At 71.0% G+C, this 20,963-nt stretch carries 21 protein-coding genes; 9 read left to right on the top strand and 12 right to left on the bottom strand.

Annotated features, from left to right (window positions below):
* Window positions 1-22: 22 nt before the first annotated feature.
* The gene (locus tag ACFY36_RS40860) at window positions 23-952 is read left to right on the top strand and encodes a helix-turn-helix transcriptional regulator (protein WP_499751286.1); all 930 of its coding nucleotides are present in this window, start codon (window positions 23-25) and stop codon (window positions 950-952) included.
* A 129-nt stretch (window positions 953-1,081) separates the two neighbouring features.
* Here the strand turns inward: ACFY36_RS40860 and ACFY36_RS40855 are convergent, their stop codons facing one another.
* Window positions 1,082-1,837 carry a GNAT family N-acetyltransferase gene (locus ACFY36_RS40855; RefSeq protein ID WP_499751285.1) on the bottom strand — a complete coding sequence of 252 codons (756 nt, stop codon included), beginning with the start codon at window positions 1,835-1,837 and terminating at the stop codon, window positions 1,082-1,084.
* 20 nt (window positions 1,838-1,857) lie between these two features.
* Window positions 1,858-2,295, bottom strand: coding sequence for a MarR family winged helix-turn-helix transcriptional regulator (locus ACFY36_RS40850; RefSeq protein WP_499751284.1), 438 nt, complete (start codon window positions 2,293-2,295; stop codon window positions 1,858-1,860).
* A gap of 58 nt (window positions 2,296-2,353) precedes the next feature.
* Between ACFY36_RS40850 and ACFY36_RS40845 the strand changes: the two genes are divergently transcribed.
* The 7 genes from ACFY36_RS40845 to ACFY36_RS40815 all read left to right on the top strand — a co-directional run bounded on the left by ACFY36_RS40845 (window position 2,354) and on the right by ACFY36_RS40815 (window position 8,590).
* Window positions 2,354-3,316, top strand: coding sequence for an alcohol dehydrogenase catalytic domain-containing protein (locus ACFY36_RS40845; RefSeq protein WP_499751283.1), 963 nt, complete (start codon window positions 2,354-2,356; stop codon window positions 3,314-3,316).
* A 144-nt stretch (window positions 3,317-3,460) separates the two neighbouring features.
* Window positions 3,461-4,429, top strand: coding sequence for a M15 family metallopeptidase (locus tag ACFY36_RS40840; protein WP_499751282.1), 969 nt, complete (start codon window positions 3,461-3,463; stop codon window positions 4,427-4,429).
* A gap of 54 nt (window positions 4,430-4,483) precedes the next feature.
* A complete protein-coding gene (locus ACFY36_RS40835) occupies window positions 4,484-6,040 on the top strand; it encodes a LuxR C-terminal-related transcriptional regulator (RefSeq protein WP_499751281.1) in 1,557 nt (518 codons plus the stop codon).
* 4 nt (window positions 6,041-6,044) lie between these two features.
* Window positions 6,045-6,233 carry a hypothetical protein gene (locus ACFY36_RS40830; RefSeq protein WP_499751280.1) on the top strand — a complete coding sequence of 63 codons (189 nt, stop codon included), beginning with the start codon at window positions 6,045-6,047 and terminating at the stop codon, window positions 6,231-6,233.
* Between the two features lie 79 nt (window positions 6,234-6,312).
* The gene (locus ACFY36_RS40825) at window positions 6,313-6,831 is read left to right on the top strand and encodes a hypothetical protein (protein WP_499751279.1); all 519 of its coding nucleotides are present in this window, start codon (window positions 6,313-6,315) and stop codon (window positions 6,829-6,831) included.
* On the top strand, window positions 6,828-7,943 hold the full coding sequence (locus ACFY36_RS40820) for a sensor histidine kinase (RefSeq protein WP_499751278.1): 1,116 nt from the start codon (window positions 6,828-6,830) through the stop codon (window positions 7,941-7,943). The genes ACFY36_RS40825 and ACFY36_RS40820 overlap by 4 nt, the downstream gene beginning before the upstream one ends.
* Window positions 7,940-8,590, top strand: a complete 651-nt coding sequence (locus ACFY36_RS40815; RefSeq protein WP_499751277.1) for a response regulator — start codon at window positions 7,940-7,942, stop codon at window positions 8,588-8,590. The genes ACFY36_RS40820 and ACFY36_RS40815 overlap by 4 nt, the downstream gene beginning before the upstream one ends.
* Here the strand turns inward: ACFY36_RS40815 and ACFY36_RS40810 are convergent.
* The 9 genes from ACFY36_RS40810 to ACFY36_RS40770 all read right to left on the bottom strand — a co-directional run bounded on the left by ACFY36_RS40810 (window position 8,587) and on the right by ACFY36_RS40770 (window position 19,683).
* Window positions 8,587-9,438, bottom strand: a complete 852-nt coding sequence (locus ACFY36_RS40810; protein ID WP_499751276.1) for an aldo/keto reductase — start codon at window positions 9,436-9,438, stop codon at window positions 8,587-8,589. The two genes, ACFY36_RS40815 and ACFY36_RS40810, sit on opposite strands and share 4 nt — an antisense overlap.
* Window positions 9,428-10,204: an RraA family protein gene (locus tag ACFY36_RS40805; RefSeq protein WP_499751275.1), complete on the bottom strand. Its 777-nt coding sequence runs from the start codon at window positions 10,202-10,204 to the stop codon at window positions 9,428-9,430. The genes ACFY36_RS40810 and ACFY36_RS40805 overlap by 11 nt, the downstream gene beginning before the upstream one ends.
* Window positions 10,201-12,006, bottom strand: coding sequence for a DUF8034 domain-containing protein (locus tag ACFY36_RS40800; RefSeq protein WP_499751274.1), 1,806 nt, complete (start codon window positions 12,004-12,006; stop codon window positions 10,201-10,203). The genes ACFY36_RS40805 and ACFY36_RS40800 overlap by 4 nt, the downstream gene beginning before the upstream one ends.
* Window positions 12,003-12,824 carry a carbohydrate ABC transporter permease gene (locus tag ACFY36_RS40795; protein ID WP_499751273.1) on the bottom strand — a complete coding sequence of 274 codons (822 nt, stop codon included), beginning with the start codon at window positions 12,822-12,824 and terminating at the stop codon, window positions 12,003-12,005. Before ACFY36_RS40795 ends, ACFY36_RS40800 begins: the two co-directional genes overlap by 4 nt.
* On the bottom strand, window positions 12,821-13,642 hold the full coding sequence (locus tag ACFY36_RS40790) for a carbohydrate ABC transporter permease (RefSeq protein ID WP_499751272.1): 822 nt from the start codon (window positions 13,640-13,642) through the stop codon (window positions 12,821-12,823). The genes ACFY36_RS40795 and ACFY36_RS40790 overlap by 4 nt, the downstream gene beginning before the upstream one ends.
* A gap of 40 nt (window positions 13,643-13,682) precedes the next feature.
* The gene (locus ACFY36_RS40785; protein ID WP_499751271.1) at window positions 13,683-14,939 is read right to left on the bottom strand and encodes an ABC transporter substrate-binding protein; all 1,257 of its coding nucleotides are present in this window, start codon (window positions 14,937-14,939) and stop codon (window positions 13,683-13,685) included.
* A gap of 97 nt (window positions 14,940-15,036) precedes the next feature.
* Window positions 15,037-15,687 (bottom strand): GntR family transcriptional regulator, encoded by a 651-nt coding sequence (locus ACFY36_RS40780; RefSeq protein WP_499751270.1) that lies wholly within the window; start codon window positions 15,685-15,687, stop codon window positions 15,037-15,039.
* Between the two features lie 13 nt (window positions 15,688-15,700).
* Window positions 15,701-18,031, bottom strand: a complete 2,331-nt coding sequence (locus tag ACFY36_RS40775; protein ID WP_499751269.1) for a carbohydrate-binding protein — start codon at window positions 18,029-18,031, stop codon at window positions 15,701-15,703.
* A 59-nt stretch (window positions 18,032-18,090) separates the two neighbouring features.
* Window positions 18,091-19,683 carry a GGDEF domain-containing protein gene (locus ACFY36_RS40770; protein ID WP_499751268.1) on the bottom strand — a complete coding sequence of 531 codons (1,593 nt, stop codon included), beginning with the start codon at window positions 19,681-19,683 and terminating at the stop codon, window positions 18,091-18,093.
* 166 nt (window positions 19,684-19,849) lie between these two features.
* Between ACFY36_RS40770 and ACFY36_RS40765 the strand changes: the two genes are divergently transcribed.
* A complete protein-coding gene (locus tag ACFY36_RS40765; protein ID WP_499751267.1) occupies window positions 19,850-20,197 on the top strand; it encodes a cupin domain-containing protein in 348 nt (115 codons plus the stop codon).
* On the opposite strand, the gene ACFY36_RS40760 is transcribed toward ACFY36_RS40765, so the two are convergent.
* Window positions 20,172-20,960, bottom strand: a complete 789-nt coding sequence (locus ACFY36_RS40760; protein WP_499751266.1) for an ABC transporter ATP-binding protein — start codon at window positions 20,958-20,960, stop codon at window positions 20,172-20,174. The two genes, ACFY36_RS40765 and ACFY36_RS40760, sit on opposite strands and share 26 nt — an antisense overlap.
* Window positions 20,961-20,963: the final 3 nt, after the last annotated feature.

The raw sequence follows: 20,963 nt of genomic DNA, 5'->3' as shown, positions 1-20,963 counted from the left end.
GTGGCGGCTCGCCAGTTCCGACATGGATCACGCGCGGCAGGAGCTGGCCCGGTTCTTCGCGCCGTCGGGGCTGAAGCTGGACACCACGGGCGGGTTCCCGTTCCGGCTCGAGCTCGACGTGGCCCGGGTGGGTTCGCTGCTGACCGGCAGCTATTCGTTCACGATGCCGCTGACCACGGCGGTCGAGAGCATCGCGGGCTATCAGGTGACGCTCGCGACCGCCGGCCGCGCGGGCGTGCGGCACAACCACGACGACGTCGGCGTCGACGGGCATTGCGCCGCCGTCATCGGGCCCGGCCGCGACGTGAGGTTCCGGCACGGTGCGGACTTCCGGCCGATCGCGGTCATCGTCGACGAACAGGCACTGCACGCGGAGCTGTCGGCGATGCTCGGCCGTACGGTGGCCCACCGCATCGAGCTGCCCCCGGCGCTCGACATCACCCGCGGACCGGCGGCGAGCTGGTGCCGCATGGTGCGGCTGTTCCGCGACGAGTGCGCGGCGAAGAACAGCCTGCTCGACTATCCGCTCATCGCCGAACGCATCCGGTACGCGCTCGTCGACGGCATGCTCCTGTGCCTGCCCCACAACTTCCGCGACGACCTCGACCAGCCGCCGCCGGCGCCACCGCGCGCGATCCGCCGGGTCACCGACGCGGTCAACGAGCGCCCGGAGCGCGCGTTCACGGTGGCCGAGCTGGCCGCGATCGGCCATGTGAGCGTCCGGTCACTCCAGGACGGTTTCCGCCGGCATCTGGGCCGGACCCCCATGACGTACGTCCGTGAGGTCCGGCTCGCCCGGGCCCACGAGATCCTCCGACAGGCCTCGTACGGCGAGGCGACCGTGGCCGCCGTGGCCCATCGTTGCGGTTTCGCCCACCTGGGCCGGTTCAGCGCGGAATATCGCGCCCGCTACGGCGAATCCCCGTCCAGAACTCTGCGCGTTGGTGACTGAACGCGCGTGTTGCGTCATGCGGGCTGTCCGAAGCGCTTGAGTTGTCCGAAGCGAGCGCCTGTCATAGGGGCTGTCCGAAGCGAGCACGTGGCCCTTCGGCGACCCGGCGGCGGGCGATCAGCGTGAAGGTCAGGCGAAGAGCGTCCAGTTTTCGGCCAGGTGGAAGCCCATACGGTCGTAGAGGGGGCGGCCGTCGGTTGTCGAATGCAGGAAAGCGGTGCGGGCGCCCTTGGCGTACGCGTCGCTCAGCACGGCGGCGGTGGCGGCCCGGCCGAAGCCACGGCGGCGGAAGGGCGGCAGGACCGCGATGTTGAAGACTCCCACCAGGTCGGCCGAGCGGGCGGCGAACGCCGTGGCGACCGGCTCGCCGTCGGCCTCGATCAGGTAGGCGGTCATCGACGGGTGATCGAGCAGGCGCGGGTGGGCGAAAATGGCCATGCCGTCCAGCGGGGCGTCGAAACCCGTGGCCAGAGCGCGCTGATAGGCCGCGCTCTCGGCTCCCGTGACGCGGCGGGCGCCCGGTACGGGCGCGGCGTCGGCGGCGGTCAGCTCGCGGAGCATGAAAGGCAGCGGGCGGCGCGGCTCCAGACCATGCGCGGCGGCGACGGCGGTGATGCGGTCGTCGACGTGCTCACCTCGTACGCGAAGGGACCAGGGGAGACCGTCGAAGCGCGAGGACGTCGCGACGTCGGCGATCTCGGCGGCGTCGGGGGCGCGGGTGATGCCGATGACGCCGTTGAGGACCGGGATCTGCGTGCCCGTGACCAGCTCGGCCGTGCCGTTGAGGGAGAGGTGCAGATAGCCGTTCGGCTGGGTGGCGGCCAGGGCGCCGTGCACGTCGAGCCAGGCCCGCGCGGCCCGGTCGGCGGCGGTGTTCGTGTTCACGGCGGCAAGGCTAACCGCGGTCACGCGACGGCGGGACGGGTGGACACGAGCAGTCGTGTGATGACGTCCTGGGTCACGCTGAGTTCGTCGTCGCTGACTACGCCGTCGAGGAGCTCGGCCACGGCGGCGTCGTACGTCCCGGTGGCGGCGGCCAGCATCGCGCGGCCCGCGGCGGTCAGCGCGATCTGGGTCGCGCGGCGGTCCCCGGGGTCGGCCGTGCGCTCGATGAGGCCGGTGGCGCGGACACGGTCGGCCAGTTTGCTGGCGCCACCCATGGTGATGCGCAGCTCGCGGGCGAGGTCGCCGACGCGGGCCATCTCGCGGTCCTTGAGGACCCACAGCGTCTCGAAACCGGCCAGGGACAGCCCGTGCGCCTGCTTGAGGCGGGAGTCCAGGTGATCCCAGAGAACGATCTCCAGGCGTACGAGGTCATGGGCCCATTTGACTCTCTGTGTCACGCCGCACATCTTAGCAAATTAGATTCCATGGAATCTAATTCCGTGGAAACTATGAGCCATGAGAGCAATCGTCCTGAGCGAGCCCGGCCCGGTGGAGAACCTTGAGATCCGCGATCTGCCGCGGCCCACGCCGAAGCCCGGCGAGGTGCGCATCCGGGTCAAGGCCTTCGGCATCAACCGCTCGGAGCTGCACCTGCGCCTGGGGTACGCCGAGAACGCGCGTTTCCCGATCGTCCCCGGCATCGAGGCCGTCGGGGTGGTCGACGAGGCGCCCGGCACCGACCTCACGCCGGGGCAGCAGGTGGTCGCGATGATGGGCGGCATGGGCCGGAGCTTCGACGGCGGCTACGCCGAGTACACGGTGGTGCCGCGACGGCAGGTGATCCCGTTTCACTCGTCACTACCGTGGGAGACGTTGGGCGCCGTGCCGGAAACGCTTCAGACCGCGTACGGCTCACTGACTGTCGGTCTTGATCTTCGCCCTGGTCAGACCCTGCTCATCCGGGGCGGAACATCGGCATTGGGGTACGCCACGGCGGCGCTGGCCAGAAGCATGGGCGCGACCGTCCTGGCGACCACGCGCCAGCCGGGCCGCCTGGCCGAGCTGACCGCCGACCACGCCCTGCTCGACGACGGGCGGATCGCGCCGCAGGTTCGCGCGCTGTACCCCGGCGGAGTCGACGCGGCGCTGGAACTGGTGGGGACACCGACGCTGCCGGACACGCTCGCGGCCACCCGCGTGCACGGAACTGTTTGTTTCGCCGGAATGTTGTCGAACCAGTGGATCGTTCCCGAGTTCTACCCGGCCGGTTACCTCCCGAGCGGCGTACGCCTCACCGGCTACAGCGGCGACGCCACGTCGCTGCCGCCGGCCGTGCTTCAGGACAGCCTCGACCGGATCGCGGCCGGGACGCTCGACCTGGGGCCGGTCACGGTTTATCCGTTCGAGCGGATTCGCGACGTCCACCGCGACGTCGAGGACAACAAGGTGAGCGGCAAGGTGGTCGTGCTCGTGCCGTGACACCTCGTTTGCACCCCGGATCGGCCGGGGGCTGCACCCTGGCGAAAACATCCTCGCCGGGTGACGAAACGACAGGAAACCCGATCCCGAGCCCGACGGTCCGTCACCACCGCGATCGTCGCTGCCGCTCTCGCCACTGCCGGAATGCAGGCTCCAGCGGAGGCGGCCGTCCCGGCGGCCGCGCAGAGCTGGACCAGTTTGATGTACCGGAGCCTGACCGTGACCGCGACCGGCGCACAGCTGCGCCAAACGCTCACCACCCAGCGCACGACCGTGTCCACTCGCACAATTGAGGTCACCAGGGCGACGGCCGCCCTCGCCGTGGCCCAGAAGCAGGTCACGACGGCCACGAGCGCCGACAAGGCGGCCAAGGACCGCGTCACGGCGGCCAAGGCGGCGGTGGCGGCGGCCAAGAAGAAGCTGTCGAAGGTGAAGCCGCGCAACAAGGCCGCGGTCACCAGCGCGAAGAGCGGTGTCACGAACGCTCAGAAAACGCTCACCCTGCGGACGACCCAAGCGCGCGACGCGGCGACGGCCCTGACCGCCGCCCGGTCCTCCTCGTCGGCGGCGACGACGGCGCTGACCACGGCGAACAACTCGGTGAAGTCGGCCTCGGCGGCGGTCGTGACGACCCAGCAGAAGATCGCGGCCCTGAAGACGCCGGCCGAGCTGGCCGGCGAGGCGGCGGCGGTGAGCAAGAACGTGGTGACGGCGGTCCGGCCCGCGTTCACGACCGCCGACACGGTCGTCGTCTACGGAACAACCATTCACTACAGCGTCTCGTACGCCTACCGGCGCATGGTCGACGACGCGAAGAAGGCGGGCATCAGCATCTCGGGTGGCGGTTTCCGCACGAAGCAGCGCCAGATCGAGCTGCGGAAGATCAACGGCTGCCCGGACGTCTACAAGGCGCCGTCCTCGTCGTGCCGCGTGCCCACGGCCATCCCGGGCCGGTCGCTGCACGAGATCGGCCTGGCCATCGACGTCACGTCGGGCGGAAAGACGCTCACTTCGAAGAGCCCGGCGTTCAAATGGCTGCAGGTGCACGCGGACGAGTACGGCTTCGTGAACCTGCCGTCGGAGCCGTGGCACTGGTCGATCACGGGCGGCTGAGCGGTGTCACTCGATGGTCACTGGTCCTGTACTGGACGGTTCTAGCTTCACCTTATGAGCACGATCATCGAGAGGGAGCGGGAGCGCCGCCGGCGACGCCGGAAGGTGCTCCGCTGGGCGGGCCGTCCGCCGGTCGGCGGTGAGCGAACGGACGAGATCGAGCGCGCGTTCATGCACGGATGGGCGGAACGAGCCGATAGTTTGCTCGATCACGGCGTCGCGGAGGGCGCGCGAGTGCGGGCCCTGCGTGCGCGCTTCGCGGCGCGGCCGCATGACGCGGTGGCCGAGCTGACAAGGTCGGCGGCCGGGCTGGCCGCGGAGGGCGAGAACGGCCCGGCGCTCGACACGCTGGTCACGGCGGCCGGGCTGTCCCTGATCACGTGGGACGGCACGGCCGCCGAGCGGTTGCGGTCGGTGCTGGCCGCCCTGGCCGGCGTGGAGGACGACCCCAGAGCGGCGGCCGTGCGAGCGGTGGCCTGGCGGCTGGCCGACGATGAGCAGGAGGGGGCGCCGCGCGCGCTGGGTGACGATTCGCGGCGGTCGGGCGGCGGTTCGCGGGCGGCGGCCGGTGGCTCGGAGGCGGCGGGCGACATGCGTGGGGCGGGCGCTGGTTTTCCGGTGGGCGGTGGCCGGGTGGATGCTGTTCTCGGGCTGGCTGCGCTGGCTCAGGGGAATGCGGTGCGGGCCGGTGATCTGCTGAGTGCTGAGGCGGCGACCCTGCGCCGCGGAGGGCGGCTCGGGCTGCTCGTGCACATTTTGGGGTTGCGGGCCGAGGCGGCCGTCGCCGTCGGGGACTGGGCGGCCGCGGCGTCGGCCGCCACCGAATGCCGGGTGCTGGCCGATCGTACGGGGCAGCCGGCCTGGCGTGTCTGCGCGACCGCGACGATCGCGCTGGTCGAAGCCGTGCGCGCCGACGGGGAGAGCTCGGGGCGGCACGCCGCCGAGGCCGAGGTCATGGGCGGGCCGCTGGCCGCGACCGCCGTCCGGTTCGCCCGGGGTGTCGCGCTGTTGAGCTCGGAGCGCTACGCCGAGGCGTACACCACGTTGTCGCCCTTGATGGACGGGCCGCGGCCGGCCGACACTGCCGGGCATCTCGCCGAGGCGGCCCTTCGCTGTGGCAAGCGGGACAGCATGCCGCGGAGCCGGGATCTGTACGTTCGCGCACTCCTCGATGGCGACGAATGCTCGTTCGTGCAAGCACGGCAAGCGGCGTTGTCGCCGTGGCTGGCCGCGCGGATCGATCTGGAGTACGGGTCCTGGCTGCGCCGTCAGCGGCGGGTGAACGAGTCGCGGCTGCCCCTCGAGTCGGCCCGGCACACGTTCGAGGTGCTCGGCACCACCACCTGGGCCCGGCGGGCCGGACGGGAGCTGCGCGCCTCGGGCGGCGTGCCGGGCGCCGGGATCCTGTCGGCGCAGGAGCTCGAGATCGCGCGGTTCGCGGCCGACGGGCTGTCCAACCGTGAGATCGGTCAGCGGATGTTCCTGTCGCCGCGCACGATCGGCTCGCACCTCTACCGCATCTTCCCCAAGCTCGAGGTGACCTCCCGGGCCCAGCTGGCCGGGCGGATCGGTGGGCTGGCTGTCACGGACGACGCCGGCGCGCGGTCATAGCCACATGGCTGTCATCACGAAGGCTCATGCCTTGAACGTCCTGCGCCGCGTCTACGGCCCCGACCACGCCCAGTCCCTTGTGGACCGGATTCCCGACCGGCTCGACCTCGAGGACCCGGCCGATTCCCAGCTGCTGTTCGAGCTCGGCCTCACCACGGACCGCCTCACCGAGGCGATGGGTGGCGAGGGCTGAGTCTCCACCCCAGGGTGGAGACCGGAGTTCCATCCGTACGCCGATTCGCCGGGCCGCGAAAGCCGGGATCGTCTGAGGCATGACGAACTACCTGATCAGCCTCGGCATCCTCGCTCTCATGCTCACCACCGCGCTCGGCACCCACGAGTTCACCGGCAAGCGCCTCATCCGGCCCGTCGTCATCGTCCTGGCGGTCGCGGCCTTCTACCTCCACTCGTTCCCGACCGAGGGCAACGACGTGCCATTGGTGCTGGTCGGCCTGGCCGCCGGTGTGGTGCTGGGCATCGTGTCGGGGCTGTTCGTGCGGGTGCACCGGGACACGTCGACCGGCCGGATCCTGACCACCGCCGGCTTCGGCTTCGCGGCGATCTGGATCGCGGTGACCGCCGGGCGCATGCTGTTCATCTACGGCGCCGACCACTGGTTCACGCAGGGCCTCGTCAACTTCTCGCGCACCCACCTCATCACCGGGGCCGACGCCTGGACCGCCGCCTTCGTCGTCCTGTCGCTCGCGATGGTGCTTTCCCGCCTCGTGGTCATGATGATCTCCGCCGCCCGCGTCCGGCAGCCCGAGCTGTCCGGGACAATGGCGCGGTGAACGCACGACGCACCTTCCGGGTGCTGGTCTACGCCAGCGCGGTGGTGATCGCGGTGAACGCGGTCCTGGCCGGTCTCCCCGATGCGGGAGCGGCCCGGGCCGCGTTCCCCGTCGTGGTCGTCGCTGGAATCGCGTTGTGGCTCGCCGGGACGTACTCCAAGCTCACCAATCCTTTGATTCTCGCCGTTTGTTTCACCGGCGCCGGCCTGTGCGGCGCGCTGATGGACCTCCTGCTGCCGTCCGGGCCCGGTTACATCCTCAGCTTCATGGCGGTCGCCGGCATCGGCCTGCGGCTCTCGCGCACGCCCGCGTTCGTCTTCGGCGGTCTGGTGGTGGTCGGCACCGCGCTGGCCGAGGCGTTCAACTCGTCGCAGGGTGTCAGCGCCTTTCTGAACCTGGCCATCGGCGGCTTCTTCCTGTTCCTGGCGTCGGCCTTCGCCCAGGCCAACCGGACGGCCCGGGAGCAGGCCGAGGAGCGCCTGGCCCAGGAGTCGGCGACCCGCGCCGCCCGCGAGGAGGCGGCCCGCCTGGCCGAGCGGGGCCGCATCGCCCGGGAACTGCACGACGTGCTCGCTCACACGCTGGCCGGGCTGGCCGTTCAGCTCGAGGGCGCGCGCCTGCTGGCCACCAGGACGAACGCGGACCCGCGCCTGGTCGACCAGCTCGCCGGCGCGCACGGCATGGCCCGCGACGGCCTCAGCTCGGCCCGCCAGGTCGTCGAAACCCTGCGCGGCGACCGGCTTCCCGGCCCCTCGGCCATCCCCGATCTGGTCGCCCGGCATCCGGGCGCCACCCTGACGGTCACCGGGACGCCGCGGCCTCTCCCGCCCGAGGACGGCCTGGCCCTTTACCGTACGGTCCAGGAGGCGCTCACCAACGCGGCGAAGCACGCCGGCCCGGCCGCCTCGGTCGCTGTCTCGCTGGAGTGGGGCTCGGACGCGGTCGAGCTCGATGTGACCGACACCGGCGGGCCCGGCGCCGAACTGCCGTCGGGCGGCTTCGGCCTGACCGGGCTGGCCGAGCGGGCCGCGCTGGCCGGGGGACACCTGTCCGCCGGGCCGACCGACACGGGCTGGCGCGTGGGCCTGACGATGCCGCTGGGGGAGAAGTGACCGTCACCGTACTGATCGCCGACGACCAGAAGGTGTTGCGCGACGGCCTCGCCATGATGCTCGGCCTGCTCGACGGCATCACCGTGGTGGGCACGGCGCTGGACGGCGCCGACGCGCTGCGCCAGGCCGAGCAGCTCGATCCCGACGTGGTGCTGATGGACCTCAACATGCCGGGCGTCGACGGCGTCGAGGCCACCACCCGCCTCGCGGCGGCCGGGTCACGCGCGCGGGTGGTCGTCCTGACGACGTACGCCGACGACGCCACCGTCTTCCGCGCCCTGCAGGCCGGCGCGCGCGGCTATCTGACGAAGGACGCCGGCGCCGAGGAGATCCAGCAGGCCATCCTGACCGTCGCCGCCGGCGAGGCCCAGCTCGACCCGAGCGTCCAGCGGCGCCTCCTCGAGGCTCTGGCCAACGGAGCGCCGTACGGGGTGGCGCCGGCCCCCGGGGACAGCGGCCTCACGGCCCGCGAGGAGGACGTGCTGCGCGAGATCGCGCTGGGCCACAGCAACAGCGAGATCGCGGCCCGCCTGCACGTCTCCGACGCCACCGTGAAGACCCACGTCAACCACTTGCTGGCCAAGACGGCCTGCCGCGACCGGGCCGCCCTGGTGGCCTACGCCTTCCGCACCGGCCGCGCCCGCTAGGCCCCCAGCTCGGCCCAGAGCGCGGCCGGCACCGGATGACGCCACCACTCCAGGTTCTGCGCGAGCTGCTCCCGGTCGGCCGGCCCCAGCAGCACAGCACCGACCGCCGGATGCCGCGCCGGGAACTGAAGGGCCGCGGCCGCGAGCGGCACCCCGTACGCCCCGCACGTTTCGCTGAGCGATTGTGCGCGTTCGAGCACGACCGGCGACGCCGGTGCATAGTCGTAGCGCGCGCCCGGCCCCGGCGACACCAGCACACCGGTGTTGAACACTCCGCCCGCCATCACCCGCACGCCACGCGCGTGGCACTCCGGCAGAAGCTCCTCGCCGGCGCTCCGGTCGAGCAGAGTCCATCGCCCGGCGACGAGCACCACGTCGATATCGGTCTCCCGGACGAACCGGACCAGGCCGGCCGTCTGGTTCATCCCGACCCCGATGGCCCGTACCACCCCGTCCGCCCGCAGCCGGTGCAGCAGCGGATAGGCCTCCTCCAGCGCCGCGGCCATCCGGTCTTCCGGGTCATGGATGAGCACCGTGTCGAGCGCGTCCACCCCCAGTCGGCCCATGCTCGCCGCGAGTGAACGCTCGACCGCGGCGGCGCTGAAATCCTGCTCCCGTCGCGCGGCCTCGACCACGTACCCCACCTTGGTCGAGATCGTCAGCGATCCCGGCGGGAGCGAGGCCACGGCCCGGCCCAGCCGCCGTTCCGCCGCGCCCCGCCCGTACCAGGGCGACGTGTCGACCCGCGTGATCCCGGCCCGGTGGGCGGCGAGCACCGTCTCAACCGCCTCGTCCTCGTCCGGGATGTCGCCGAGCGCCGCCACCCCGAGCGCGAGCTCAGCGCCCATCGGCGGCCAGCCATGCCTCGTACTCGGCCCGGCTGTTCGACGTCAGCGGGTAGTAGTCGGCCAGCACCGCCCCTTCGTCGATCCGCATGCGGCTGAACACCTCCCAGTTCTCGTGGTCGGCCGCCCGCCGCACCACCTCGGGCGCGCGCCGCCGCGGCACCACCACCGCGCCGTCGTCGTCGGCCACCACCAGGTCGCCGGGCAGGCAGAGCACGCCGCCGACGGCCACCGGCACGTCGTACGCCCACGGGAACAGCTCCGACTGCGACGCGTAGTGCGGCGTCGTTCCCGTGCACCAGATCGGCACGCCGAGCGCCCGCACCCGGGGCGCGTCGCGGATGCGGCCGTCGACCACGATGCCCGCGCCGCCGCGCTTCTTGAAGTAGCGGACCAGCATGTCGCCCAGGCAACCGGTGTACTGGCTGCCGTAGGCCTGGATGACCAGCACGTCACCGGGCTGGATGGTCTCCAGCACTGCCCACAGCGCGGTGGTGCGCTCGACGTACTCCTGGTCGACGCCGCTGGCGACGTCCTCGCGCTGCGGCATGAACTGCAGGGTCACGCCCGGCCCGACCACCCGCTGCCCGGCGTGCAGCGGCCGGGGGCCGGCGACGAAGCTGCGGCTGATGCCCATCTGGTGCAGCTGGGCGCAGGCGGTCGCCGAGCTGACCGGCGCCATCGCCTCGACCAGGTCGTGGCCGGCCCGGGTGAATTCGGGGCCGCGCACCGGCAGCGGCCAGACGCTGCTGAGCTCGGGGTTCGTCATGTCGTGCTCCTGTCGTGCTGGGCGGTGGCGCCGAAGCGGTCGAGGGTGAGCCGCAGACGCGTCTCACTCAGTGGGGGAAGCCGGAGGACGGCCTTGTTCTCGTGCACGGTGGCCGGCCCGGACACCGCGAGGACGGGGTGCTCGCCGTAACCGCCGCCGGTGATGGTCAGCGTGCGGTGAACGTCGCCGAGATTGACCACCTCGACGGTCACGCCGTCGTCGGTGATGGCGGAGACGAGGGCGGCGACGCCCGGCGGAAGGCCCGGGCGGCCGCCGGACGACCAGCGCAGCAGGGCGAGCGGCAGCCCGCCGTTGTAGAGCTGTTGCGGAGCCCCGGCGATGAGCTGGGTGAGCACCTCGGTCACCACCGGGTTGAGGTTCTGCCACCAGTGGATGTCGTCGTCGTCCGGCGGGCCGGGATGCCGCTCCATCGCGGCCAGCCGCTCCCGCACCTGCTCGATCGCCATGGCCAGCGCTTGCGCGGGATAGGACGGGTTGTCCCCGGCCAGATAGCAGTACCAGGGCGGCTCGTGCCCGGCCTCCTCCTTCTCCCGGAATCCGCGCACGGCCCGCCAGTCGTACCCCGACGCGGCGGACAGCTCGTCGAGCCGGTCCCAGTCGCCCGGGCTTCGCCCGGCCCACCACAGCCACATGGGGTACGCCGGAGGCAGCGGCTGGAAGTCGAACCATCCGCCGTCGTCGCGCCGGTACGGCACCAGCAGCAGATCGCGATCGACGTCGGCGCCGAGCCGGTCGTGCCAATGGTCGTAGAAAGCGCAGTCGTCCGGGTCGAGCGGCCCGCGCCGGGCCTGGAGGAGCGCCACCGCGACGGTGTCGCGGGGCATCGCCAGCCGCTCGGCCGACCCGGTGACCAGCGTGTGGTTGAGCGCGGCGACCAGTGCGGGCGCGACCACACTGTAGAGCCCGTGCGGCCAGCTCCAGCCGTAATGCCCGCCGTACCAGCGCCCGTCGTGCAGCTCGCCGACGGCGCCGGACGGCCCGACGTTGTCCGGGACGACCCCGAAGTTGGCGCGCGTTCGCGTCGCCCACGCGCCCGTGTAGTCGCCGATGAAATCCGCGTACCTGTCGTCGTGGTCGTACAGCCAGGCGTTGGCCGCGAGCGACGTGGCGGCCAGGTTGAGCGGCACGTCGCCGACGCCGAGGCGCTGGTTCATCGCGTCCGCCATCCGCTGCGCGTTGCCCGGATCGGCGAGGTCGTCCCAGGCCCGGATGCCGTCGAGGTCCCGTACGGGAAGACCGTACTTGCGCATGCCCTGGTTCGAGGCGGCGTACGGCCGGTCCTCGCCCAGGCCGGGCCGAGGGCCGAGCGCGCCGACGTGCGGCGCCCGCATCATGTGCCGGGCGCCGTCGTAGTTGCCGGTGGGGGAGCCGGGCAGGAACAGGTCGGCGAAGCGCAGTGCCCGCTCCCGGAAGTGGCCGGGGTCGGCCGCGCAGAGGTTGTAGAAGAACAGGAGCGACTCGCCCTGATGGAACCAGTCGTAGCCGTTCTCGTACTCGTCCGTGACCATGCCGCGGGCGGCCAGTTGCGTGGTGACCCCGGTCCAGTGCCGCTTGGACGCGTCGAGCAGATCGTCGGCGCCGCCCAGCGTGTAGAGCGCCGGCCAGTTGAAGAACGGCTCGTAGAAGTCGTCCACGCCGTCGCGGCCCACGGTCCGGCCGTCGTACCGCAGGGAGCCGTCGGGAGCGCAGTAGAGCCCCTCGAAACGCCGCCAGGCGCTGTCCAGCAGATCGAACAGCTCGCGCTGCAGCGTGGCCCACAGTGGAGGGTGGAAGTCGCTCATCCCTTTGTCGCTCCCGCCGTCAGCCCGGACACGATGTTGCGCTGGAGGAAGACGAAGAAGACCAGCACGGGCGCCACCGCCATCAACAGGTTCGGATAGACCACGGTGAAGTCGGTGGAGTAGCGGCCGATCGCCGCGTAGACGCTCGTCGTCACGGTGTGCAGCGACGAGCCCGGTCCGAGGATGATCTGCGGGTTCACGAAGTCGGTCCAGACGCCGATCGTGTGCAGCACCACCGCGGTCGCCACCGCCGGGCGCATCAGCGGCAGGATCACCCGCCAGAACGTCACGATCGGCCCGGCGCCGTCCATCTTCGCGGCCTCGTCCAGCTCGCGGGGCAGGGTCTTGATGTACGCCACGTACAGGAACATCGAGACCGGCAGCGTCAGCGTCGTCTCGTAGAGCAGGAAACCGCCGACGGTGCCCATCAGCCCCAGGTACTTCAGCACGTAGATGACCGGGATCACCAGCACCTGGCTCGGGATGAACAGGCCCAGCAGGAACAACCCCAGCAGGGCGCGGTGCCGGATCCGGGTCCCCCGGGCGATGACGTACGCGGCCGGAGCGCTCACGGCCAGCGACAGCACGTTGACCGCGAGGGCGAAAAGAGCGGTCACGACGTACGCCCGTACAAGTGAGAAGTCCGGGTTGGACAGTGCCGCGTCCAGATGCTCGAACGTGAGCCGCCCGAACGGAATCCCGAACGGGCTCCGCAGGATGTCGTCCTGCCCCTTGAACGCGTTGACCACGAGCAGATAGCCCGGGATCAGCATGACGAGCGCGGCCAGCGTCAGCGCGACCGTTTTGAGAAGCCTCATGAGCTGACCGCCTCCTCGGCGCGCCGGCGCAGCGCGGTCAGTCCCAGCGCGAGCCCGGCGATGACGACCATCAGGGTGATGGCCTGCGCCGCGCCGTACCCCAGATGATTGGAGCGGAAGGACTCGCTCAGAATGAGAAAGGCGAAGGTGTTCGTACGGCCCGCCGGGCCGCCGCCGGTCAGCGCGAGCACGATCTCGTAGACGCGCAGCAGCCCGACCAGCACCAGCACCAGATTGACGGTGACCGAGGGGGCCAGCATGGGCCAGGTCACCGACCGGAAGGTCTGCCACCGTCCGGCGCCGTCGACGCGGGCGGCCTCGTGCAGGCTGGCCGGCACGGTCTGAAGGCCGGCCAGATAGAGCACGACGTTCACGCCGAACTGCGACCACACCACGACCGCGACGATGCTGCCGATCGCCCACGTCGGGTCGGACAGGAACGGTAGCGGGCTGTGCCCGGCGTTGCCGAGCAGGTGGGCGATGGCCCCGTTCGCGCCCAGGATCGCCGACCACAGGAAACCGATGATGATCGGCCCGATGACGTACGGATAGAAGACCACCGCCCGCAGGATCGCGTTGACGCGGCCGGTTCCGTTGAGCAGAAGCGCCAGCCCGAGCCCGGCCGCGTTGCAGGCGACCGTGCCGACGACCGTGACGATCAGCGTGACCACCGCGGCGTGACCGACGTCGGAGTCGTGCAGCAGCCGGGCGTAGTTGTCCCAGCCGACCCCTTGGGGGTTCGGGGTGAGGCCGTCCCAGTCGGTGAAGCTGAGGTACCCGGCGAGCGCGATGGGCACGAGCATGAAGAGCGTGATCATCACGATCGCCGGAGCCAACAGGATCGCGTGCGATCGGTGGTTACTTGGCATTCGAGGTGTACCAGGAGTCGATGGACTTCAGCACGGCGTCCGGCTTCTGGTCGAGGTAAAGCCCCTGCACCAGCTTGTTGAACTCGTCGTTGTACCCGGTGGGGGCGGAGTTGTCGCCCTGCCCGTTGGAGGCGACCACAGTGGAGGGAGCGCCGGAGACGATCGCGGCGACCTCCTTGTTGAGCGGTGAGGCCTCGTAGTCGTACCCCTTGCGGAAGTTGCCCTCGGCCTTCAGTTCCTTGATGACCGCGTCCTTGTCGGTGACGAGGAACTTGAGCAGGTCGAGCGCGGCCGCCTGGTTCTTCGACGACTTGGTGACCGACCACGGGATCGACGGGTTGCCGGCGACCGGCGCCGGGGAGCCGTCGAGCGTGGGCACTCCGAAGACGCCGACGTCGAACGCCTTCTTGGCCTCGTCGGCGGTCGGCACGAACCAGCCGCCCATCACAAAGGTGGCCGACTTGCCGGCCAGGAACTGGTCGATGGCGTCCTGGTACTTCAGGCCCATCGCGTCCTTGGGGGTGAGGCCCTGCTTCACCCAGCCCTGGTAGGTCTCGAGCACCTGCCGCCACGGGCTGCCGGCGAAGCTCGTCTTGTTCTCGTTGCGCTGGGCGAACCAGTCGGGCGCGGTGGTGAGGACGTTGACGTTGCCGAGCATCTGCGCCTGGGCGCCGGTGACCCATTCACCCGAGGTCTGCGTGGGGACGTACCCGGCGCCCTTCAGCTTGACCAGCGCCGCGGTCAGGTCGTCGAGCGACTTGGGAACGGCGGTGATGCCGGCCTTGGCGAAGGCGGCCTTGTTGTAGAAGACGAGCGACTGGACCTGGTTCCCGCTGCCGGCCTGCCACATCGCCCCGCCGACGCGGGACTGCTCGGCGTACGGCGCGTCCTTGACCCACTGCTCCTCGGGCAGGGCGGTGAGCTGGGGGACGGTGTCGCGGCCGAGGCTGCCGGAGACGAGGTCGGGCGGGGATCCGGCGGCCAGCTGCTGTTGCAGGGTGGCGCTGACGTCGGTCGCGGTCGGCGCCTCGATCGCCACCGTGACGCCGGGGTGGGCGTCGGTGTACGGCTTGACCAGGTCCTCGTAGAACTGCTTGGTCAGTACGGGCGTGATGTTGACCAGCAGGCGGAGGTTCGCGGTCGTCTTGTCGCCGGCGTCGCCCGAGTCCTGGAAGCCGCCGGACGAGGAACACGCGGTCAGCAGGAACGCGGTGGTGGCGGCCACCAGCAGTTTTGCTTTCATCATGGCAACCCTTCGTGGGTCTAATCGCTAATCGATTAGCGGTGCAAGCGATCATCATGGGGCTGCGTGACCATGTCAATAGCTTGTTACAAGTGAGTGACTAAGCTTCGACGCCGGTGGCGTGGTTGAGGAAGGCCGCGGCCGCTCGCGCGCGGTTGCCGTCGGCCAGCACCTCGACCAGGCGCTGGTGGGACTCGGCCATCTCGGTCCAGTCGCCGGGGAAGCCGGGATCGCCCACTATGCGCAGGCCCAGCAGGCTCGGCTCCATCACGGCCCAGAGCCGCGGGAGATAGCTGTTGCCGCTCAGCTCGACCACCGAGCGGTGGAAACCCATGTCGAAGCCGCGGAAGGCGGCCAGATCGCCGCTGACGGCCGCCTCCCGCATGCCGTCGACCATTTCCTCGAGGTGGGCCCGGGCGGCCGTGTCGAAATGCAGCACGGCCTGGCGGGCGGCCGCCTCCTCGAGCAGCCCCCGCACCTCCCGGGCCTCGCCGGCCTCACCCTCCGAGATCTCCCGCACGTAACTGCCCCGGCGCGGCAGCGAGATCACCAGGCCCTCGTGCACCAGACGCTTGACCGCCTCGCGCACCGGCGCCTGACTGACGCCGAGCTGGCGGGCGAGCTCGGACTCGACGATGCGGGCGCCCGGCGGCAGCGTGCCCTCCAGGATCGACTTGCGCACGAGGTCGTACGCCTGGTCGGAGAGCAGCGTGCGAGAAAGGGTGCTGGTGTTCTCGAAGGGTGATGGCATGGCGCTCCTTTGACTATCGCTTAACGATAGCCGGATCGGTGAACGCGAAATAGTCCACGTTCGCGACGCCCGGCGACCCTCCCAGCGCGACCAGATAGACAGTGTGCACGCCCGAGGTGGGCGTGATGGGCACGGCCTGGTCGATGTAGTCGTCGAAACCGTCGCTGGGCCGCACGGTCAGCCGCCCGATCGCCGGCCCGTCCTGCGCGTCCAGGCGGATCTCGAACGTGCGCCCCGCGTACTGACGATCGGAGCCGATGCTCCCGGTGAACAGGGTGCGCCCGGCGCCGAAGTCCACGCGGTCGTAGCGGGCCCAGTCGCCGCCGTCGAAACCGCCCATGACCTGACCGGTCCCGGCGGCGTGCCGCCCGACCCCCCTGTCGGCCGCGTAGCGCTCGGCCTGCACCAGCGTCGTGCTCACGGACGCGCCGCCACGCCACTGGGCCGCGCCGAACTGATAGGCCCCCGCGCTCGGGCGCGCGTCCCGATGGCCGTCGGTGGCCGGCTTGCGGGTCACCGCCGCGCCCCGGGCCGGCGATTCGGCGCGCAGCGTGTAGTCCTGGGTGCGCGGCTCGGTGAAGAGCGGATCCACGGCGTACGGAATGTTGTTGCGCAGCACCGCTCCCGGCTTCTCGTCGACGTCGCCGATGTTGTTGGCGATCTCGGTGTCCGGATATTCGGGACCGTTCAGGCTGACCGCCTTGCGATCGGTGCCGGAGGTGTTGTTCCAGATCCGGTTGCCGGGCGCGGGCTTGTCCCCGTTGAGCAGCACCACGCCGTAACTGGTGCCGTTGAAGGCCACGTTGTCGTACGCGGTGGCGTTGAACGCGTTGTTGTCCAGGTAGATGCCCGGCGCCGGCGCCTGCGCGGCCAGCGGGGCCGGGTCGTGCAGCAGGTTGTGGTGGAACTCGGTGCCCGCGAGATCGATGTTGCAGCACACGTAGATGGCGCCGCCGTCGTTGACCAGGTTGTTGTAGCCGCTGACGTCGTTGTACGCGATCTCGTTGTCCCGGGCCGAGGCGCCGGCGACCTTGTCGTCGATGTTGATGCCACTGCGGCCGGTGGTCCGCACCGTGTTGCCGACGACCCGGTGGCGGTCGCCGATCACGTTGACGCCGGCCGCGTAGCTGCCCATGTAGTCGGCGTTGGTGATGGTCGTGTTGGTGACCGTGTTGCCGCTGCCGGTGAGCACGACGCCGTTGCCGGCGCTCCAGTCGACGACGCTGTCGCGCACCACGTTGCCCGTGCCGCCGATCTGGAGCCCCGACGTCGTCTCGCCCGCGGTGAGCAATCCGCACGCATCGGGGTTGCGCACCATGTTCGGATCCACCGTCAAATCGTCATAGGCGGACACGAAACGAGCAGTCATACGCTCAATGACGTTGTTTTTCGAGACCTCGGTCGTACGGAGGGTGGAGGCGCGCAGTCCGACACCGGTGACCGTGACCTTCTGCCGGCCGGCGAGGTCGATGCCCAGCTCCCGTCGCTTGAGCTCGACGGTGTGCCCCGAGGGATCGTCACCGTCACGCGTCCACAGATAGAGCCGGTGCGTGCCCTCGTCGTAGAACCACTGGCCGGCGTGCCCGAGCAGGCGGAGCTTGCCGCTGAGGGCGTAGCTGGTCCGCTGGTTGGGGTTGAGGCTGATACAGCTGGGCAGGCCGGCCGCGGTGACCTGGCCCGGCTGCGACGCGGTGACCGTGCCGGTCTCGCTGACGAACCAGTTGCGGGCCAGCAGGCGGGCGCCGGTCCAATAACCGGCGGGCTGGTCCAGGGCGGGATCGTCGATGCTGGTGTATGTCCCGGAGCGCGCCGACGCCATCAAGGGGCGCATGGGGTTGTCACCCTGATAGGGCCATTGGGCCTGCGGGGCCATGGCGCCGTCGACGAAGACCTGGGTGCCCGGCCCGGCGGGCACGTCGGCCCGGTATATCCGGCCGTCGCGCACACCCTGGGCGAAGGGCGAGCCGCCGAGGAACCGGTCGTCGCGGGCCAGGGTCTCGAGGTCGTCGCCGCTGACCCGTTGCCAGCCGGTGACGGGGTCGGTGCCGTCCACGACGACCTGCGCGTTCTTGGCCGCCGCGAAGGTGACGCCGTCTCGTGGGGGAGCGACCGTCTCGCGGTACGTGCCGGCCGCGACGAGGCAGGTGTCGCCCGGTTTCGCGACGTCCGCGCACTTCTGGATGGTGCGGAACGGCGCGGCGGCCGTGCCTTTCGCCGCGTCGTCGCCGGTCGTGGCGACGTGGTGGGTGGTGGTTCGGGGCGTGGCCTGGGCGGCGCTGCCGGCCGTGGCGGTCGCCGTCGCCAACAGGAGGGGAATGACGAAGATCGTTGCTCGGTGGCGCATCACGGATCCAATCGTCTATCGATTATGGATCGGGACGGTAATGCGTGGCGTGCCGATGGTCAATGGATCTTTTCGGCGACCCGGCCCCGGCCGTCGTGCTTGGCGGCGTAGAGGTTGCGGTCGGCGTCGCCGAGCAGTTCCGGCAGCTCCCGGTGGCTGCCGTGGTGCAGCCCGATGCTCACTTCGACGGCCAGGCCGGGCGCCAGCTCGTCCCAGCGATGCCCGCGAACGGCCTCGAGCACGGCCTCGGCCCGCGCCCGGGCGACATCGGGCCGCACGCCGGCCAGGATGACCGCGAACTCGTCACCGCCGAGCCGCGCCGCCAGATCCCCGTGCCGGACAGCGGCACCGAGAATACCGGCGACACGAGCCAGCACGCGATCGCCCACTTCATGACCGAACATGTCATTGACCTGCTTGAACCGGTCAACATCAATCATCATGACGGCGTAGTCCCGCACAGCGGCGTGGGCGTCGGCGTCGCGGCTGCCGGTTTCGGCGTCGCGGCGTTCTGTCAGGTAGGCGTGGAAACCCCGGCGGTTCGCCAAGCCGGTCAGGTCGTCGGTGACGATCTCGCGGCGGAGCTGCTCGTGCTCGCGACGGCGGCGCTCGCCCTTGATGGCCTCGCGCATGTTGGCCATCCGGAGCAGGCGTTCCTTCCAGCGCAGCCACACCAGCTCGCCGGCGAACCGGGCCGCCGCCTCGGGGCAGCGCGGGTCGCGAGCGGCCAGCTGCATGGCGAGCAGCCGGGTGTTCGGGGGAGCGGCGAGCCCGAAACGCTCGGCGAGCCCGCCCGCGGCGACGGCGGCCCGGGCCAGGTCGCCATCACGGGTCGCGCGAATCGCCGTACAGAGGGAGGAGTAAGCGTCGCTCCCGGCCTCCAGCTTTGTGACGCTTTCTGCTCGAGTGTGCGCGTTCGATGCCCTCCCGTGCACGTCGGCGAGCACGCCGAGCAGCCGAAGGTAGCCGTCGTACTGCCGAACCCAGCCGGCCGGCCATCCGGTCGTCTCGGCCCGGCCCGTCACCTGGGCCGCGCGGGCGCTCGCGGCGTCCCAGTCGCCGATCAGCGCCTCGGCGCTGGCCCAGTCGAGGACCAGCTCGACGCGGTTCACCGCCAGCACCACCCGCTGCCGCCGGATCGTGCTCGCCCACAGCGGGTCGTCGGCGAGCACCTCGTCGGTGCGTTCGTACAACTCGAGCGCCAGCTCCCAGAAACCCATCGCGTGGGCCACGGTCGCCACCTCGATGAGCGCCGCCACGCGATGGACCACCGGGCTCCCGCCGGCCTCGTCGAGCAGCCCGACCGCCCGGACGAGCGGCCCGCCCGGCGACTCGTCCAGCCCCACCGACAGCGACGGCCGGGCGTCGGCCCGCCGGGCGGCGGTCACCGCGAGTGCCAGCGCGTGCAGCGCCGGGTCGTCCAGCGCCTGGGCGACGTCGAGCATGGCCCGCACGTGAGGAGCGTCATCACCGCCCGATTCGCGTACGGCGAGTGACCGGGCGAAGTGCAGCAGCACCTGGACGTCCCACCGGTCCGCCCGCCCGATCCGATCCGCCGCGGCGTCGACTTCCCCGGAGCTCAGCTCGCCTTGCGCGGCTTCGATGAGCTCGTAGGCCCGCTCGACCGCGGCGACGTGGTCCGCGCCGATCACAGGTCCCAAGACTACCGACAGTGATCGGTTGCGGAGCGTTCTTCCTGTTTCCTTCCTGATCCGGAAGGCCTCCGTTCGTTCCGCCCCTGAGCCGTCCGTCGAATGACTGCTGAGGTCGGGACTTTCGCCTCTGCGCCCCGTCCCGTACGGCCCGGAGAGTGGGGTCATGGAGAAGATCTCGCTCACCGAGTTGGCGGCGAAGGAGGCGGTGACCGCCCGGGACGCGTCGAGCGGCCGCGGCGCGCACACCGTCTTCGGCAACCACACGACCACCCTGCGGCAGACCGTCATCGCGCTCGCCGCCGGTCAGCTGCTGCACGAGCACAACAGCCCGGGCGACGCGACCCTTCAGGTCCTCAGCGGGCGCGTGCGGCTGGCCGCGGCCCAGGACGCCGCCGACGCCGAGGCGGGCGAGCTGGTCATCATCCCGGACGCGCGGCACAGCCTCGAGGCGCTGGAGGACAGCGTCGTCCTGCTGACCGTGGCCCTCACTCGGGGCGGTGGCCCTTCTTAGCGAGCTGGATGAGCTCGTAGACGTGCCCGCGCAGCTCCGAGAAGCGGGCCGACGAGCGGGTGCCGAGCTGGTCCCGTTCGTCGGGCAGGTCGATCCGCACGTCCTCCAGGACGACGGTCGGGCGGTTGGACAGCACCAGGACCCGCTGCCCCAGGTAGACCGACTCGTCGATGTCGTGCGTCACGAACAGGACGGTGACGCCGAGCTGGAGCCAGAGACGGCGGACCAGGTCCTCGAGGTCGGCGCGGGTCTGCGCGTCCACGGCGGCGAACGGCTCGTCCATGAGCAGGACGCTCGGCTCGTAGGCGACGGCACGGGCGATGGCCACGCGCTGCTGCATGCCGCCGGAGAGCTGCCACGGGTGGGCGTCGGCGCTGTCGGTCAGGCCCACCGCGTCCAGCGCGGCGTCCACCTTCGCCCGGCGGTCGGCCTTGCCGAGGCCCTTCTCGCGCAACGGAAGCTCGACGTTCTTGCGGACCGTCAGCCAGGGAAACAGGCTCCGCCCGTACTCCTGGAAGACCACCGCCATGCCCGGCGGCGGCTGCGTCACCGAGGTCCCGTCCAGCTCGACCCGACCGCCCGAGGATTCGAGCAGGCCGGCGACGCAGCGCAGCAGAGTCGTCTTGCCGGCGCCGGACGGACCGACGATGCAGACCAGCTCTCCCTTGTGGATCTGGAACGTCAGGTCGCGGATCGCCTCGACCTCGCGGCCATGGCCGGTGTACGTCTTGGCCAGGCCGTCGACGTTGAGGATGACGGTCATTTC

Source organism: Actinoplanes sp. NPDC000266 (assembly GCF_042899005.1).
Classification (GTDB): Bacteria; Actinomycetota; Actinomycetes; order Mycobacteriales; family Micromonosporaceae; genus Actinoplanes.
Note: the sequence above shows the minus strand (reverse complement) of the source record. Positions and strands in the feature narration are given on the sequence as shown.

Excerpts from the sequence above, each read along its gene's own strand:
- ACFY36_RS40860 (WP_499751286.1), top strand. The coding sequence starts at position 23 with ATGGATCACGCGCGGCAGGAGCTGGCCCGGTTCTTCGCGCCGTCGGGG.
- ACFY36_RS40845 (WP_499751283.1), top strand. The coding sequence starts at position 2,354 with ATGAGAGCAATCGTCCTGAGCGAGCCCGGCCCGGTGGAGAACCTTGAG.
- ACFY36_RS40840 (WP_499751282.1), top strand. The coding sequence starts at position 3,461 with ATGCAGGCTCCAGCGGAGGCGGCCGTCCCGGCGGCCGCGCAGAGCTGG.
- ACFY36_RS40835 (WP_499751281.1), top strand. The coding sequence starts at position 4,484 with ATGAGCACGATCATCGAGAGGGAGCGGGAGCGCCGCCGGCGACGCCGG.
- ACFY36_RS40830 (WP_499751280.1), top strand. The coding sequence starts at position 6,045 with ATGGCTGTCATCACGAAGGCTCATGCCTTGAACGTCCTGCGCCGCGTC.
- ACFY36_RS40825 (WP_499751279.1), top strand. The coding sequence starts at position 6,313 with ATGACGAACTACCTGATCAGCCTCGGCATCCTCGCTCTCATGCTCACC.
- ACFY36_RS40810 (WP_499751276.1), bottom strand. The coding sequence starts at position 9,438 with ATGGGCGCTGAGCTCGCGCTCGGGGTGGCGGCGCTCGGCGACATCCCG.
- ACFY36_RS40805 (WP_499751275.1), bottom strand. The coding sequence starts at position 10,204 with ATGACGAACCCCGAGCTCAGCAGCGTCTGGCCGCTGCCGGTGCGCGGC.
- ACFY36_RS40800 (WP_499751274.1), bottom strand. The coding sequence starts at position 12,006 with ATGAGCGACTTCCACCCTCCACTGTGGGCCACGCTGCAGCGCGAGCTG.
- ACFY36_RS40795 (WP_499751273.1), bottom strand. The coding sequence starts at position 12,824 with ATGAGGCTTCTCAAAACGGTCGCGCTGACGCTGGCCGCGCTCGTCATG.
- ACFY36_RS40790 (WP_499751272.1), bottom strand. The coding sequence starts at position 13,642 with ATGATCACGCTCTTCATGCTCGTGCCCATCGCGCTCGCCGGGTACCTC.
- ACFY36_RS40785 (WP_499751271.1), bottom strand. The coding sequence starts at position 14,939 with ATGATGAAAGCAAAACTGCTGGTGGCCGCCACCACCGCGTTCCTGCTG.
- ACFY36_RS40780 (WP_499751270.1), bottom strand. The coding sequence starts at position 15,687 with ATGCCATCACCCTTCGAGAACACCAGCACCCTTTCTCGCACGCTGCTC.
- ACFY36_RS40775 (WP_499751269.1), bottom strand. The coding sequence starts at position 18,031 with ATGCGCCACCGAGCAACGATCTTCGTCATTCCCCTCCTGTTGGCGACG.
- ACFY36_RS40765 (WP_499751267.1), top strand. The coding sequence starts at position 19,850 with ATGGAGAAGATCTCGCTCACCGAGTTGGCGGCGAAGGAGGCGGTGACC.
- ACFY36_RS40760 (WP_499751266.1), bottom strand. The coding sequence starts at position 20,960 with ATGACCGTCATCCTCAACGTCGACGGCCTGGCCAAGACGTACACCGGC.